This window comes from Hymenobacter cavernae (assembly GCF_014641455.1).
GTDB classification, from domain to species: domain Bacteria; phylum Bacteroidota; class Bacteroidia; order Cytophagales; family Hymenobacteraceae; genus Hymenobacter; species Hymenobacter cavernae.
In genome coordinates this window covers 1-14716 of the sequence record NZ_BMHT01000005.1, presented here as the reverse complement: position 1 = coordinate 14716, position 14716 = coordinate 1, and the positions used below count along the sequence as shown (strand labels likewise).

The window sequence follows — 14716 nt, the reverse complement described above, 5'->3', positions numbered from 1 at the left end:
GCAGGGATAAAGGGCTGAAAACCTAGCCAGAAGGCAATTAAAACGTTTGCGACTATTCGAGATGATGTTGAGAGGATACTAGACCTAGTGTAGCAATAACGTGAGCTACCTTGGACCTAGTCTTCACGTCCTAACTTCTATCTCATGGAAACCTTAGTAGAAAGCACCACCCTGGTTGCCCGTCCGCAGTTCAAAGAGCATTACGATAACTTTATTGGTGGCAAGTGGGTCGCGCCGGTGAAGGGCCAATACTTCGATAACCCTTCTCCGATTGATGGCAAGGCCTTTACCAAAGTCGCCCGCTCCACCAAAGAAGACATTGAGCTAGCCCTCGACGCGGCACACGAAGCGTTCAAGACCTGGAAAAATACGTCGGCTACTACGCGCAGCAACATGCTGATGAAAATTGCCGACCGCATCGAGCAGAACCTCGAGCACCTGGCCGCCGTGGAGTGCGTGGAAAACGGCAAAGCCATCCGCGAAACCCTCAACGCCGACCTGCCGCTGGTCGTCGACCACTTCCGCTACTTTGGCGCCGTCATTCGGGCTGAGGAAGGCAACGCTACGGAGTTAAATGAGACGACGTTGTCGATGAATATCAATGAGCCACTGGGCGTGGTGGGGCAGATTATTCCCTGGAACTTCCCGCTGCTGATGGCCACCTGGAAGCTAGCTCCCGCGCTGGCTGCCGGCTGTTGCGTAGTCATGAAGCCCGCCGAACAAACGCCCGCCAGCATCATGGTGCTGATGGAGTTGATCGGCGACCTGATTCCAGCCGGCGTGGTGAACGTAGTGAACGGCTTTGGGCTGGAAGCCGGCAAGCCGCTGGCTTCGTCGCCGCGCGTGCAGAAAGTGTCGTTTACGGGTGAAACCACCACGGGCCGCCTCATTATGCAGTACGCCTCCGAAAACATCATTCCCGTGACGATGGAGCTAGGTGGCAAGTCGCCCAACATCTTCTTTAAAAGCGTGATGGATGCCGACGACGACTTCCTCGACAAGGCCATTGAAGGCGCCGTGATGTTTGCCCTGAACCAAGGCGAAATCTGTACCTGCCCTTCGCGCATGCTGATTCAGGAAGACATTTACGACGAGTTTATTGCCCGCGTGATTGAGCGGGTGAAGGCCATCAAGCTAGGTAACCCGCTCGACAAGGAAACTATGATGGGCGCCCAGGCCAGCAACGATCAGTTCGAGAAAATCCTGAGCTACCTGGAAATCGGCAAGGACGAAGGCGCGGAAGTGCTAGTTGGTGGCGACGCCTACCACCAGGAAGACGGGGCGCTGGCCGAAGGCTACTACATCCAGCCCACCGTGTTCCGCGGCCATAATAAGATGCGCATCTTCCAGGAAGAAATTTTCGGCCCGGTGGTGTCCGTCACGACCTTCAAAACGGTGGACGAAGCCATCGAAATTGCTAATGATACGCTCTACGGCCTAGGTGCCGGCGTCTGGACGCGTGATGCGCACGAGCTGTACCAGGTGCCGCGCGCCATTCAGGCCGGCCGCGTGTGGGTGAACTGCTACCACGATTACCCAGCCGGCGCGCCGTTCGGTGGCTACAAGAAATCGGGTTTTGGCCGCGAAAACCACAAGATGATGCTGGAGCATTATCGCCAAAACAAGAACATGCTGATTTCTTACAGCCAGCAAAAGCTAGGTTTCTTTTAGTCGTGAGCTAGGTTCTTGAATAAGTAAGCACGTCATGTTGAGCCTGTCGAAGCATCTTTACCGCCAAAGTAAATGACATTACTACTGCGGGAGAGATGCTTCGACAGGCTCAGCATGACGTTCTGATTTCATTGATTTCACCATTTCTTCTACTATGTCCACAACCTCCCTCACGCCCCGCGTCCTCGTCACGCCCGCCGCCGAAGCCCTCATTGATCTGCTCCGCGACGAACACGGCCCGCTGATGTTTCACCAGAGCGGCGGCTGTTGCGATGGTTCGTCTCCGATGTGCTTTGCGGCCGGCGAGTTCAAGGTCGGCAGCAACGACGTGTGGCTCGGTTGCATCCACGGCTGCGACTTTTTCATGAGCGCCAGCCAATTTGAGTATTGGAAGCACACGCAGCTCACCGTTGATGTGACCAAAGGTCGGGGAGCTAGCTTTTCGCTGGAAATTCCACACGGCGTACGCTTTCTGATTCGCTCCCGCATGTTCACGCAGGAGGAAGAAGCGAACTTGGAACCGGTGTTCGATGGAGAGGAATACCCAAATTCTGTAAGCTAATTCCGTGTAACCCCGTAAGTGGCGGGGTTTTTACGGAAGCTATTGCCAAAAAAGTGTAACCAAAACCCGTATTTATACCGCAAGTGAACCTAGGTGAGTGGGCGTATAAACAGCCAAAGTCGTTGGCATGCATACTAACGGCAACTGTTTTCACACCTAAAAAACTCTCACCATGTTTTATCACGATCGAGAACTCCAGTACAAAGTGCGGGTAGAGAAGCCCAACCCCGTATTCGCACGCATGTTGCAGCAAGCCATTGGCGGCATCGAAGGCGAAATTCGCGTTTGTTTGCAGTACCTGTTTCAGGCTTGGGGCTCACGCGGTCCGGTGAAGTACCGCGACATGCTGCTGGAGACTGGCACCGAGGAAATGGCTCACATCGAGATGCTGGCTACGGCCGTGGCCCTCAACCTGGAAGGTGCTCCGATGAGCATGCAGGATGAGTTTGCGAAAGACAAAATGGTAGGTGCCATTATGGGCGGCATGGACCCACGGCAAATTCTTTCGGCCGGTATGTCGGCGCTGGCGCACGATGCAAATGGGGTGCCCTTCAACGGCTCCTGGGTGGTAGGCAGCGGCAACATTGTGGCCGATATGTACACCAACGTAGCTGCCGAAAGCACCGGCCGTGTCCTGGCTACTCGCCTGTGGGAAATGACCGATGACCCGGGCATGAAGGACTTCCTGGCTTTCCTCATCGCCCGCGACACCATGCACCAAAACCAGTGGATGGCTGTAATTGAGGAACTCGGCGGCTTGAACGCTATGCCTATCCCGAACAGCTTCCCACAAAGCGAAGAAGTACAAGGCTTTAACTACGCCTTCGTAAGCACGTACATTGGCAACCAACCAACGCCGGCTGGTCGTTGGGTATCTGGCCCATCGTTGGATGGCAAAGGCGAATTCCACTTGGAAAAAGCTGCGCCCCTAGGTGGTGTGCCCGTGCTAGCTCCCCCAGATCCACGCGGCCACGCACAGAAAGAACAGATGACCACGCCTGACGCTATGCTAGGCACCATCAGCGATAAAGTAAAAGGTACGCTGAGCGGCAGCGGCAGCCACAACAGCGACGCTGTGTAGCCTGCGAATCTAGCTTTTAAAAACAGCCCCGATTACCTAGGTATTCGGGGCTGTTTTTGTTTGCTGAGGTCTGAAACACAAGCACGTCATTGGCAGAACGTCATTCCTGCTCAATGTCCGGCGTTCCAGTCGTAGCCGCGGTCGGCCCAGTAATCGGCGGGGCGCTGGCTCATAAACTGAATGTTGCCAATACGTTTCAGGTACTTGATACCATACTTGACCGGCATAGCCAGGCGCAAAGGCGCGCCGTGCTCGGGCGTGAGCGGTTGGCCGTTCATTTCGTAGCAAAGCAGCGTTTGGGGGTGCAGGGCGCTGGCAATGTCGAGACCGACGTAGTAGGCGTTGTCGGGAGTTGCGACGCGGACGTAAGGAGCTAGGGCATCGGCGCTGGCGGCCGTGGTGCCGCCGTCGGGGGTAGCTAGGCCGTACTTCGTGGCAAAGTCGGCGAAGCGTGCACCGGCCCAGTTCACCACCACGCTCCAACCTTCGATGCACTTCAGCTCGGTCGTGATTTCCACACGCGGCAAGGCTTTGATGTCGTCGAGCGTGAAAGCCTGAATGCGCTTTGGTTCCGCCAAGGAGCTGACTTGCAAGCGCCAGGTAGCAGGGTCAAAATTGCTACCTAGGCCCACGTTGCCGTTGGTGCGCGGCTCCCGAACTAAGTGCTTGGGGAACACGGGAGCCAGGTGCGCGTCGCTGAAATATTCGCCGGCCAGCTTCCCATTCGCATCGAGTACCCGACGCAGGGGCCACGGAATACCAGCCTCTTTCGGCTGCGACACAAGCCAGCGCCAACCACCTAGGCTTGCTAGCGCTGCTACCCCCGACACCAAAAAGGCCCGGCGCGACCGGCGCGTAGCCTCGCGTTGCACTTGCTCGTCAGACGACGGCGTAGAGTTTTGGGAAGTATCGGCCATAAAAAGCTAGATCGAAGTAGGAGCAGGGCGGTCGGCGGCCGGCGCCACGGAAGCAGTAGGTGCGGGCGATTCTACCGCCTCAAAGCCCGCAATCATTGAGCGGAAGTTGTTCCAGCCCGCCCGAATCACCTGTGCTATGTGTATTACGAAGAACAGCACGTAGCCGATAGTCAGGATAAAATGCTGCAAGCGCGCCGATTCATAACCACCTAACGGTTGCGTAAGCCAGGCAAGTTGCGTCGGCTTGTAAATAGCTAGGCCCGTGAGCAAGGAGCCGATACCCATGAGCAGAACAGCCGTGTAGGCAATACGCTGTGCCCCATTGTATTTGCGCACGGGCGGCTCGGTTTTGCGCAAACCTAGGTCGTATAGCGTCACCTGCCACGCCTCACGGAAGGAATGGCGATTGGGCAACAAGTAGCGCCACTCGCCGGAAACAAATGTGTACGCCACGTACAACACGCCATTAATAACGAACAGCCACATAAACACAAAGTGCAGCGACATGCCCTCCGCCAACCGAAATGGTACGTGCAGTGCTTTGTAGAAAGAATCGGGGAAAAAGTGATAAAGGGTCTTACCGGCGAACCGGATGCGGTAAATGTCGTTGGCCCAGTAAATAAGCAGGCCGCTCCAAATCATGAGCGTCAGCACCGGAAAGTTGATCCAGTGAAACCAGCGGATAGCTAGGGGGTGCTTTTCTTTAAGCTGCTTCATAGGGTGAGCTGTACGTAATTCAGGCAAGCTCAGCTTTGTGGGGGAGGAAGTTTATCCCGAACGGTGTAGAGACGCAACATTTTGCGTCTTATCGTTGCTGACGTTGTTTGTGTTCCGTCGTTCTAGGCCCATAGTTCAACGTGGAGACGCAAAATATTGCGTCTCTACATCTCCGTAACCGTCACCTGAATATCGGTGTTTCGGCCGTGGTCGTCGGCGCAGGAGATTTTTAGCGGGCCGGGTGGCGGTTGAAAAAACACGCGTTCTGAGGCCGAAGCGGCCCGCAGAAACCTGTCGTTGACGTACCAATACACTTGGCGCACCTCATTGTCGGCGGCGCAGCTAAGCAGCAACTGTTGCTTCTCGTGGCGATTGAGCACGTATTCGGTATTCGCCAAGGGCGATGTGATGCTAGGTGCCCGCTCCGTGCCGCCACGCACTAGCTGACAGCCGGGATTGTGGGGCGGCAAGCGATGGTACGGAATGCCCTGCGTTTCCTTGTAGGCTAACACCTCCGGCAGCATATTAGGGTACAACTCGCGCCGAAAACCCGCCGCCGGCGCACAGGCTCGGCAATACGCATACGCTCCATCGGCCGACACGAGCACTTCCTTCTGGTGCTGGCAGCGCTGGGTGGAGGAAGTGCCGGGCAGGAAATAGTCGATGATTTGGTTGGGGCAATGCTCGCCGGGCAGCAGACCCGTTTCGGCGCACACCAGCCGAAAGTCGAGGGAGGCCGGTGGCTGGAACCAGTCGTTGGGCGAGTTGTAGGCGATGGTGTTGAACAAGTCGAATAGCAACGGCGTGGCTACGTCGGCACCCGTGAGGGCCGGGGCGCCCTGCCCACTGAAGTTGCCCACCCACACGCCAATCGTGTATTCGCGGTTGTAGCCGATGCTCCAGGCGTCGCGGCGGCCGTAGCTGGTGCCGGTTTTCCAGGCCACTTTTGGCAGGCGCATGCTGCTCTGGTAGTTGATGGGCAGGTCAGGGCGCGTAAGCTGGCTGAGAATATCGGTGACCAAGAAGGCCGAGGCATCGGAAACCAGCGCAGTGCCTTTGGGAGCTAGGTTCTTCGTAGATGGACGAATGCTGGGCGAGGATCGAGTCCACCGCAGCGGGGCGTACTTGCCGCTATTGGCTAAGGTCACGTACAGGTTTGTCAACTCTTCTAAGCTAGCCCCGCAACCACCCAGGATGCTCGACAGGCCGAGCTGTGTCCGGTTCTGCGTGACGCTTTGGAAACCTGCCTCGCGTAGCTTATCGGTGAACGTGGGCACGCCCATTTCGGAGAGCACCCGCACGGCCGGAATGTTGAGGGAATGCGCTAGGGCGCGCTCCAACGTCACCTCGCCGTTGCAATGCTTGTCGAAGTTTTCGGGCTGGTAACCGCCGAAGTTGATGGGCACGTCGGGTAGTACGAGCTTGGGCGTGAGCAGGCCACGGTCCATGGCTAGGGCGTAAAGAAACGGCTTGAGCGTGCTGCCCGGCGAGCGAACCGCCTGAATACCATCGACCTGCCCTTGATTGAAAGCATCCTGAAAATCAGCCGAGCCGACGTACGCTTCCACCGCCCGCGTGCGGTTGTTGATGACCAGCACCGCCGCGTTGGAAATACCTAGCTCGTGCAGACGGCGCACGTAATTGCGCGTGAGGTCTTCGGCCTTGGCTTGCTTGCTGCGGTTGAGGGTAGAAGCGACAATCGCCTCGTGCGGAAGCTGCCGGACCAGGCGTCGAGCAAGGTGCGGCGCTAGGGTAGGGGCGGCGTGGCGCTGCACGTCGAGCGGCTCCAGCAGCGCGTCTTCAATGTCCTGTTTTGCAAAAAGGCCTTGCTCGCCAAAGCGCCGCAGCCAGCGGTTGCGCTCTTGCAACACGGCCGCGTTGTTTTTGCCTAGCACTAGCCCCCTAGGTCGGTTTGGGATGATGGCCAGCGTCACGGTTTGCGCGAGCGACAAGTAATCGGGTGGTTGCTGAAAGTAGAGCAGCGCGGCCGATTTCACGCCTTCTACGTTGCCGCCGTAGGGTACAAGGTTGAGGTAAAGCTGTAGGATATCGTCTTTGCTGTAGTGCGCTTCGAGTTGCACGGCACGCAGCATTTCCAGCAGCTTGTTTCCTAGGGTGCGCTCCTTCGGCTCCAGCAAACGCGCCACCTGCATCGTAATGGTGCTGGCACCCGTCGTGCGACCTTGGCCAAACACGTTGCGCCCAGCTGCTTTCACAATCGCCAGCGGATTCACGCCGAAGTGATAGTAAAACCAACGGTCTTCCTTGGCAACAATGGCCTTGCGCAGCGCCGGTGTGATTTCGCGCAGCTCCGTTTTCATGCGCCACTTCTGCGTGGGGTTCAGAAAGGCGTGCAGTACCGAGCCATCAGCCGCCGTGACGATGGGAGAGTAGAGCGGCGTGCGCGGCAGCGGGAAAGCTAGGTTGAGGCCGAGCAGCAGGGGCAGCAACAGCCCTAGCCCCGCAAAAACCCGTATGCTGACGCTCCGCTTCATAGGTGCAAGATAGCCGCTGTCCGCCTTCTGGCGCTGGATTTAAGGTGTATATTCGTCAACGAACTTAATAGTATTTGCCATGGCGCCCATCACCGATATTTCGCAACTCGACCTCACCAAAACCTACACCTACGCCGATTATCTGACGTGGCGCATGGATGAGTTTGTGGAGTTGATAAAAGGCAAAGTGCGCCGTATGAGCCCCGCGCCGCGCGTGCGGCATCAGAAGATTTCATTTCGTCTCAACACACTAATCGGAATGGCGATTCGGGGTGGTAGTTGCCAGGGGTTTGCAGCACCCTTCGACGTTCGCCTAACGCGCGCCACACCCAACGGCGATGCGCAGATTATTACCGTTGTGCAGCCCGACCTCTGCGTTATTTGCGACCCGGCCAAGCTCGATGAGTTCGGGTGCCTAGGTGCGCCCGACTGGATTATTGAAATTCTCTCGCCCGGCAACACGGCCCACGACAGTAAGACCAAGTTCGACCTCTACGAGGAAAACGGCGTGCGCGAATACTGGATGGTAGACCCCGGTCTGAAGAACGTCGTCGTGTGCGTGTTGGAAGGAGAAAAGTACCGGATTCACGGCGAGTTCTTCGAGCCAGGACCTATCGCGGTGCATACTTTGCCAGGGCTTGCGTTGGAGTGGAACGAGGTGTTTGAGGGGGTGTAGAAGCCTAAAATCAGTGGACCTCAATTACTAGTCCTGCCTTGATCTTGACAGACAGTATTTGTGGCCTATCCATAGTTTTCAATGATGGAGGATACCCTATTGTATAGGTATATACTAGCTCATCTGTTGCTTCTGAATCAACATAGGAAGGCTCTCCTAGCATTTGAAGAACCTGTTCGTTGGTTAGACCAATTAGAGGTTTTGTTTCAATTAGATCTTCTTCCATTGTGTAGCGTTCCTCTGGGCGAGAAGCCCAATACTGCTGATTGAACTTCTGCTTCGGATAGTCAAGCCAGAAAACAGTCGATATAGTTAAGCCTAACATTGCAAGAGGTATCAAATTCATAAGTGGAATTATCAATAGATACCATCCGAATGAATTACGTTGAAGGTACCTTATCGAGTAAATCACCGATAAAAACAAAATAGATACTTCTGCTATTAGCAGTAGAACAAACAATATGTACGTCTGCAAAGAAGCCTCTTGCATATGCGACTATTGTTATTGATTCTACCGCACCCGCACCACACCCGCGCCGCTGTACGAGTGATAATCCGCATTATACATAGCATCGGCGCTTACCGGGCCCAGGCGGAAGGTGCCTTTGCTCACTGCCCGCGCCAGGTAGTAGAACGACTTCGGCTGGCCTGTGGCGGTGGTGAACAGGTTAATCCGGTCGTCGCGCACATCCAGGTAGTCGGGTTGGGCGGCGTCGGTGGCCCAGGCGAGGTCGCGGACGGCGCCGATGCGTGGGTTTTCGATTTCGAGGCCAGCAGGCAGCAGGTCGGTGATGGCGACGTTTTCTACCGTGCCGGCCGCGTCGGCGGCTTGCAGGGTGATTTTTACGACTACCAAATCATTCTGGCGGAAGGTGGGCGAGCCGAGGGGTTGTCCGTTGCGGTCGAGGAACTGGCGACGCACTTTCAGGTAGGCGTCTTCCTCGCGGATGGTGTTGGTGGGCGAAATGCCTTCGGTTTCCCAGAAGTAGTAGAGGCTGCCGCTGCCCGCCGTGCGCAAGGCTAGCTGCCGATTCGCTACGTTGTTCACCGTGAGGTCTTTGCCCGAAAACTCGCCAATCTTCTTGCTGTCGGTGAGGAGGGAGGCCGTGACAGTGCTGCCGGCGTTTTGGCGCGCTACTTTGCCGAGGGCTAGCAGCGCAAACGCCCGCTCCTGGGTGCTGAGCCAGCCGGCTTGCTTCACCTGGCGGCTGAGCTGGCGCGTGAGGCTCACGACTTGCGCATTGCCGGGGTCGGCTGCGAGTAGCGCGTTGAGCACCAAGGCTTCGTCGCGGATGGGCGAGTAGAACGAGCCATCGAGGGCGCGGGCCGCCGCAGTTTCGCCGCCGAACTTGGTGGGTAGCACGTCGCGGAAGCTGCGCTCGTTGCCGTTGAGGGCGAAGGTGCAGGCCAGCAGGAACCTAGCATCCTGGGCGAGCAGCGGCCGGTTGGCTTTGTAGTAGTTCATCGCCACCGGGTCTTGCCGACCGGCCAGGGCTAGCACGTAGAGGCTGTAGGTGATTTCCTTTTTGGCAATTAGCTTCTGGCGGGCAATGTTGTTGGCGTCGAAGTAGCGGTACTCTTCGGTTTCGCGCTTACGGTTGCGGAATTGCAGGTAGCGCAGCACTTTGTCGAGCACGGTTTTATTCACGTCGAATCCTGCCCGCTGGGCTTCCAGCAGGAAGTGCGCGGCGTAGGCGGTGGCCCACCAGTTGTCGTAGTCGCCGCCGGGCCAGTAGCTGAGCGAGCCGTTGTAGAGCTGCATCGACTCGATTTTGCGGATGGCTTCCTGCACGTTGTAGTTCGGGTTGTAGCGCTGGGCCTTGGCGGCCTGCCCGGTTTTCTGCTGAAGCGTGGCAGCTAGGTCGCCGTAGTAGAGCTGCGGGAAAGCGGCCGACACAGTTTGCTCCAGGCAGCCGTAGGGGTATTGCAGCAGGTAGCGCAGGTCTTTGGCAAACTCCGTCATTGGCGAGCGGCTCACCACCAGCTGGCTCCGTAGCGACGACGGCAGGAAGTTAGTTTTCAGGTTCAACGTCGCGCCGCTGCCGCCTGCTACTACGCCAGAGCCGGTGCGCTTTTCTAAAGATGAAGCGGGACGAATGGGAAGCTCGATGATTTCAGTGAAGATCGGGTTATTTACATCTGGGCCATCTGGAACTGTTATCCTTTCGATAATTTTTACATTAACTTTTACTAAACCATTGCCTACCCCATTTGCTGTCAAGCGGAAAGTATGCCTGATTTCTTGATTCGGTTTTAACTTAAATAACAATCCAGAAGGTATAAGTTCTTTCCCTATTCGCACTCCTCTTACCAGCATTCCCGAATTCAATTCGTCTGCACTTGTCACCTTAGTTAATAAACTAGATGGTGAAATCGTTACGACACCAGCATTCATTTCCTTCCCCGTCGTATTCGTCAGCGTTACCGGCACATCAATCGTGTCGCCGGGGCTGAGGAACCTAGGTAGCGCGGTGCTGATCACCACCGGGTCAGCCACTTTCATGGTTTTTTCGGCGGAGCCAAACGCGTCGTCTTTGTAGGCGAGGGCCATGACCCGCACGGCACCCGAAAACTGTGGGATGCGCACTTTGTAGCGCACTTTGCCGCTGGCATCGGCCTTCAGCACGCCGCTCCATTTGGCGAGCAGCTTCACGCGGCGCGAGGGCACAGGCGTGGTGCGACGCGAGAGGTCGGCGGCGTCGCCCCCGGAGCTGCTGGTACCTAGCTCGGGCAGCAAGAAGGGGTACACGTCGTAGGCCTGCACTTCGAGGGCGCGCTTCTGGTAGAAGTAGCCGTAGGGGTCGGGCGTGCGGTAATCCTTGAGCTGCAAAATGCCTTCGTCCACCACGGCTAGGGTCACGTTGGCGCCGGGCGCGGTCGTGGCCTCAATGGTTTGCCAGGTTTGGGAGCGGCTTTTCTGGGGCACGTTCAGGGCGACTTGCAGCTGGGCGTCGGGCTTCTCCACCGTGAGCGGCACGAAGCCGCGGGCCACCGTGAGCGGCAGGCGGTTGTCGGTGATTTCGCGGATGGCGGTGGCCGTCACGTAGATGTTGGGCACGTGGTTGCCGCGAATCGGGATGCGCACGCGGGCCGATTTCTCGTCGGTGGTCACGTAGAAATGGTCGAGCACCCGGTCGCGCTCCACCGTCACGAGCACGCGGCCGGGGAAGGGCGTTTTCAGCAGCAGATTGGCAGTTTCGCCGGGTTGGTACTTGGCTTTGTCGGCCTCAATGCTCACCTCGCCCTCGTTGTTTACCTCGAAAGAATTGCTCTGCGTATCGCCGTAGCCGTAGGCGTACACGCGCTGCGCCACGTAGGTGCGGGCGCCGGGCCGGCTCACCCGCACTTCGTATTCGCCGGAATAAGTGGGCGCAAAACCTAGGTTCGCGTCGGGGTTGCCGCCCGCGTACAGCGGAATGGTGCGGTTCATCACCACCTGCTCGCGCTTCTGCGAATTGTAGAGGTAGCGGCCGCCGCGGCGCTCAATCACCGTTTCCCACAAGAGCCGCACAATGGTCACTTGGGCGCTGGCATTGGTGGGCTGCCCGGCCGGCGTGAGGGCCACAATGCGCACCGGCAATTGCTGGCGCGTGCTGATTAAGTCGCTGATACGCTGGATCCCGTACAACACGGGCTGTGTTTGCACTTCAAAAGTAGTAAGGCGATTCACCGGCCGGCCCGTTTCGTCGAATACCGTCGTGAACGCCGCACCTTCCAGAATACCTAGGTCGGAGTAGCCCGGCACCTCGTACGTGGCCGCGCCTCGACCCGCCGCGTCGGTGTTGCCCTCGCGCATGGTTTTCTCAAAGCGGCTCGAAATGGCCGACGTGCTTTCCGACTCCTCGTCGTAGCTCGTGCGGCGCTCTTCCCCGGTGCTGATTTGGAAGTCATAATCGGGGTATTTCTTAGGGTTGAAGAACTTCTCTTTCAGCGAAAATTCCACCTCAAACTTGCGGTCGGAAGCGGGCGGGCCGAACAGGTTCGTGGCCGTGATGTTGGCCGTCACCGTTTGCCCCGGCCGCACGACGGCGGGGCTAGCTTTCACCGTCACCTTTAGGCGGTCGGGAATAAATTCTTCCACGCTGAGCTGGCGCGAGGTGAGCAGCACATCGTTGCCGGTGAGGATTTCCAGCGTGTAGAGGCCGGTCATGATACTGGGCGGCAGAATGAAGCTCGACTCAAAGGAGCCCGCCGCCGACAGCTTCTTGCGCAAGCTCGCGTACTCCTTGCCCGTGGGCAGCAGCAGCCGAATCTTGATGGGCAGGTTGGCGGGCGGCGTTTTCCAGTTCTCTGTGCGGATAACGGTGTTGGTGCGAATCGTGTCGCCGGGGCGATACAGGTCCCGGTCGCCGTAGAGGAAGGCTTGGTAGCGGGCCGCGTTGCTCTGCAAACCGCCAACCTCAAACCGCGACGTCTCGACGCGGCTGCGCGGCAAATCCAGGAACGTGAAATCGGACTCGCGCTGGGCCGTCACCATGCTCAGGCGGAAGCGGCTCGTGGCGGCCGTGCTGTCGAACTTCGCTAGGCCGTCGCCGTTGGTTGTGCTCGACGCAATGACTTGGTTATTAGAACTCACAAACTGCACAGACACCCCCGACAGCGGCTTGGCATTGCGGATGGAGTTGGCAAATACCAGCGTGCTGCCGGCCTTGCCTTGCTTCACAATCAGCCCGATATCCGACACCGCCACCAGCTTCGAGACTTGTAGCCATTGGTGCTCGGTGTCTTCAATTTTTACGATGTACAGCCCCTTCAGCGGCCCCGTAAACTCCAGGTCTTTCATGCTCAGGTTGAGCAGGCGCAAACCCTGTTGCTTCGGCAAACCCGACACGGTGTAGGTGCGCTCAGTAAGCACATTACCTAGGTTTTCGACGTCGTAGTACTTAAATGAACGGTCGATGTAGCCGCCTTCGTCGTCAGTACTGGGCTCATCTTCATTGTATTCGGGGTAGCCGTACTGACTGCCGCCGCGCATCAGCTGCTGGATGTTGTTGGCGTACACCTTGGCAATAGTCACCTTCACCTTCTCCACCTCGTTGATGCGGATACCTAGGTTGCGGGCACCCAGCGCGTCGAGGTACATGGCTTTGTCGCCGTTGGCAAAGGAGAGGCTAGGTTGCTCGTCGCCGAAGCTCACGGTTTGGCTGAAAGGTTCAGCGAGCTGTCCGCCCAAGGCCCCGCGCGTGCCGCCGTTCAGACTCACCTGGTAGCTGCGGCCCACCTCAAAACCGCCTTTCAGCGCAAAGCCGCTTTCCAAAGCCTCCACCGCAAATGGCACCTCCGGCGACACCTTCAGCTGCTCCCGAATATCATCCACCGTCACCGGCTGGTTCGTGAGCACCGTCACGACGGGTTCGCCATCTTGCAGGGAGCCGGTTAGCTCGCGCACTTGCAGGGTTTGCTGGTCGGGCACGTCGCCGTCGGCGGTGAGGGGCTTGGTGGTGGCTCGGTCGCTGCCCACGGCGCGCAGGCCAGGCTCCACGGTCAGCGTCAGCGGCGAGTAGGGGCGCACTTGCTGGGTGAAGCTGATGCCCACCAGCTTGTCCGGCTCCGCCGATACCACCTCAAAGGCCACCGGCTGCCCATCCTGCGTGACGCGCAACTTGCCGCGCACGTCACTTGGCCGCACCGAGTAGTTGAACACAAGGTTAGCGCGCATCTCCGCCGAGCCCGCCACCCGCCGCGACCGGCCCCAGAACACCTGCGGCGCGCTCATCTCCAGGTACGGCGTGTGAAATTTGGTGCGACTGAGGGCTAGCTTTTGCTTGCCGCTCGGCATGGCTTCCTTGCGCAACGCCGCCTGAAACGCCGTGCTCGGCCGAAACGGCTCGGCGGGCGAAAACGTCAGCTCGCGGTTGCTGGTCCACTTGAACTTGCCGCGCACCGCCGGCTCAAACTTCACGTACTGCACTGTGTCCCAGCGGTTCTGCTGCGCGTCGCCCACCACTTCCTCATCGAAGGTGAATACCACGTTCTGGTACGGGTCAATTTCCTCGCCTTCGGTGCTTGCCGCGGCTTTTTCTTCGTCGGAGCTAGGTTTGGAGCAGGCACATAGCAAAGCCAGCAGCACCAGCAGCGGCACGCGAAATAAGGAGCGGGAAAGCATAGGAAAGGGATGAGCAAATGGGCTCAGGAAGGTATAGAGAAAACGCCAATTTGCTATGTTATAGTAGTATACTTGTGCTTAAGATTCTTCCTGAAACAGGAGCTATTTCAAAGGGTAGCTTCTCTAACCCACAAAGCAATTCTTATGAGAGTTATTAAATTTATAGTTGTACTATCACCGTTGGACCTGGCGCTGGATACCAACGTTGATTCCGCGAGTTATTAAATTTATAGTTGTACTATCACTTTTGCTCTATATAATCCCACCTAGCTACAGCCAGTCTCTTATAGGTACCTGGCAAATTGGAATAAAACAAACAGGCGAAGGTATTCTGGACTGCTATATTTTTAAACCTGATAATTCTTTTGAGTATGTAGTTAACTCAGCGGCGGTGGTCTAGAAGGTGGTTTTTAGTAGGTTAGGGGCATGCTTCAGACGATCTTACCGTGTGCCAAATGCGGCAGTACTGCTTTGCGCAAAAATGGCAGCAG

9 protein-coding genes are annotated in these 14716 nt (G+C 57.4%); 4 read left to right on the top strand and 5 right to left on the bottom strand.

The features are described 5' to 3' along the window. Positions 1 to 144 precede the first annotated feature (144 nt). From IEX74_RS13665 to IEX74_RS13655, 3 genes are all read left to right on the top strand, one after another. Positions 145 to 1671, top strand: a complete 1527-nt coding sequence (locus IEX74_RS13665; protein ID WP_188814576.1) for an aldehyde dehydrogenase family protein — start codon at positions 145 to 147, stop codon at positions 1669 to 1671. Between the two features lie 154 nt (positions 1672 to 1825). Continuing rightward, complete coding sequence (locus tag IEX74_RS13660) at positions 1826 to 2233, top strand: DUF779 domain-containing protein (protein WP_188814575.1); 408 nt, start codon at positions 1826 to 1828, stop codon at positions 2231 to 2233. Positions 2234 to 2405: 172 nt separating this feature from the next. After that, a complete protein-coding gene (locus tag IEX74_RS13655) occupies positions 2406 to 3314 on the top strand; it encodes a manganese catalase family protein (protein ID WP_188814574.1) in 909 nt (302 codons plus the stop codon). Between the two features lie 110 nt (positions 3315 to 3424). Here the strand turns inward: IEX74_RS13655 and IEX74_RS13650 are convergent, their stop codons facing one another. The 3 genes from IEX74_RS13650 to pbpC form a co-directional block, all read right to left on the bottom strand. After that, a complete protein-coding gene (locus IEX74_RS13650; RefSeq protein WP_188814573.1) occupies positions 3425 to 4231 on the bottom strand; it encodes a molybdopterin-dependent oxidoreductase in 807 nt (268 codons plus the stop codon). Positions 4232 to 4237: 6 nt separating this feature from the next. Continuing rightward, positions 4238 to 4948: a cytochrome b/b6 domain-containing protein gene (locus IEX74_RS13645; RefSeq protein ID WP_188814572.1), complete on the bottom strand. Its 711-nt coding sequence runs from the start codon at positions 4946 to 4948 to the stop codon at positions 4238 to 4240. Positions 4949 to 5112: 164 nt separating this feature from the next. After that, positions 5113 to 7443, bottom strand: a complete 2331-nt coding sequence (pbpC, locus tag IEX74_RS13640; protein ID WP_188814571.1) for a penicillin-binding protein 1C — start codon at positions 7441 to 7443, stop codon at positions 5113 to 5115. 79 nt (positions 7444 to 7522) lie between these two features. Here pbpC and IEX74_RS13635 point away from each other — a divergent pair, with 79 nt between their 5' ends. Continuing rightward, positions 7523 to 8119, top strand: a complete 597-nt coding sequence (locus tag IEX74_RS13635; protein ID WP_188814570.1) for a Uma2 family endonuclease — start codon at positions 7523 to 7525, stop codon at positions 8117 to 8119. A 10-nt stretch (positions 8120 to 8129) separates the two neighbouring features. On the opposite strand, the gene IEX74_RS13630 is transcribed toward IEX74_RS13635, so the two are convergent. Both IEX74_RS13630 and IEX74_RS13625 read right to left on the bottom strand, forming a co-directional pair. After that, positions 8130 to 8465: a hypothetical protein gene (locus IEX74_RS13630; RefSeq protein ID WP_188814569.1), complete on the bottom strand. Its 336-nt coding sequence runs from the start codon at positions 8463 to 8465 to the stop codon at positions 8130 to 8132. A gap of 165 nt (positions 8466 to 8630) precedes the next feature. Continuing rightward, complete coding sequence (locus tag IEX74_RS13625; protein ID WP_188814568.1) at positions 8631 to 14225, bottom strand: alpha-2-macroglobulin; 5595 nt, start codon at positions 14223 to 14225, stop codon at positions 8631 to 8633. Between the last annotated feature and the right edge of the window lie 491 nt (positions 14226 to 14716).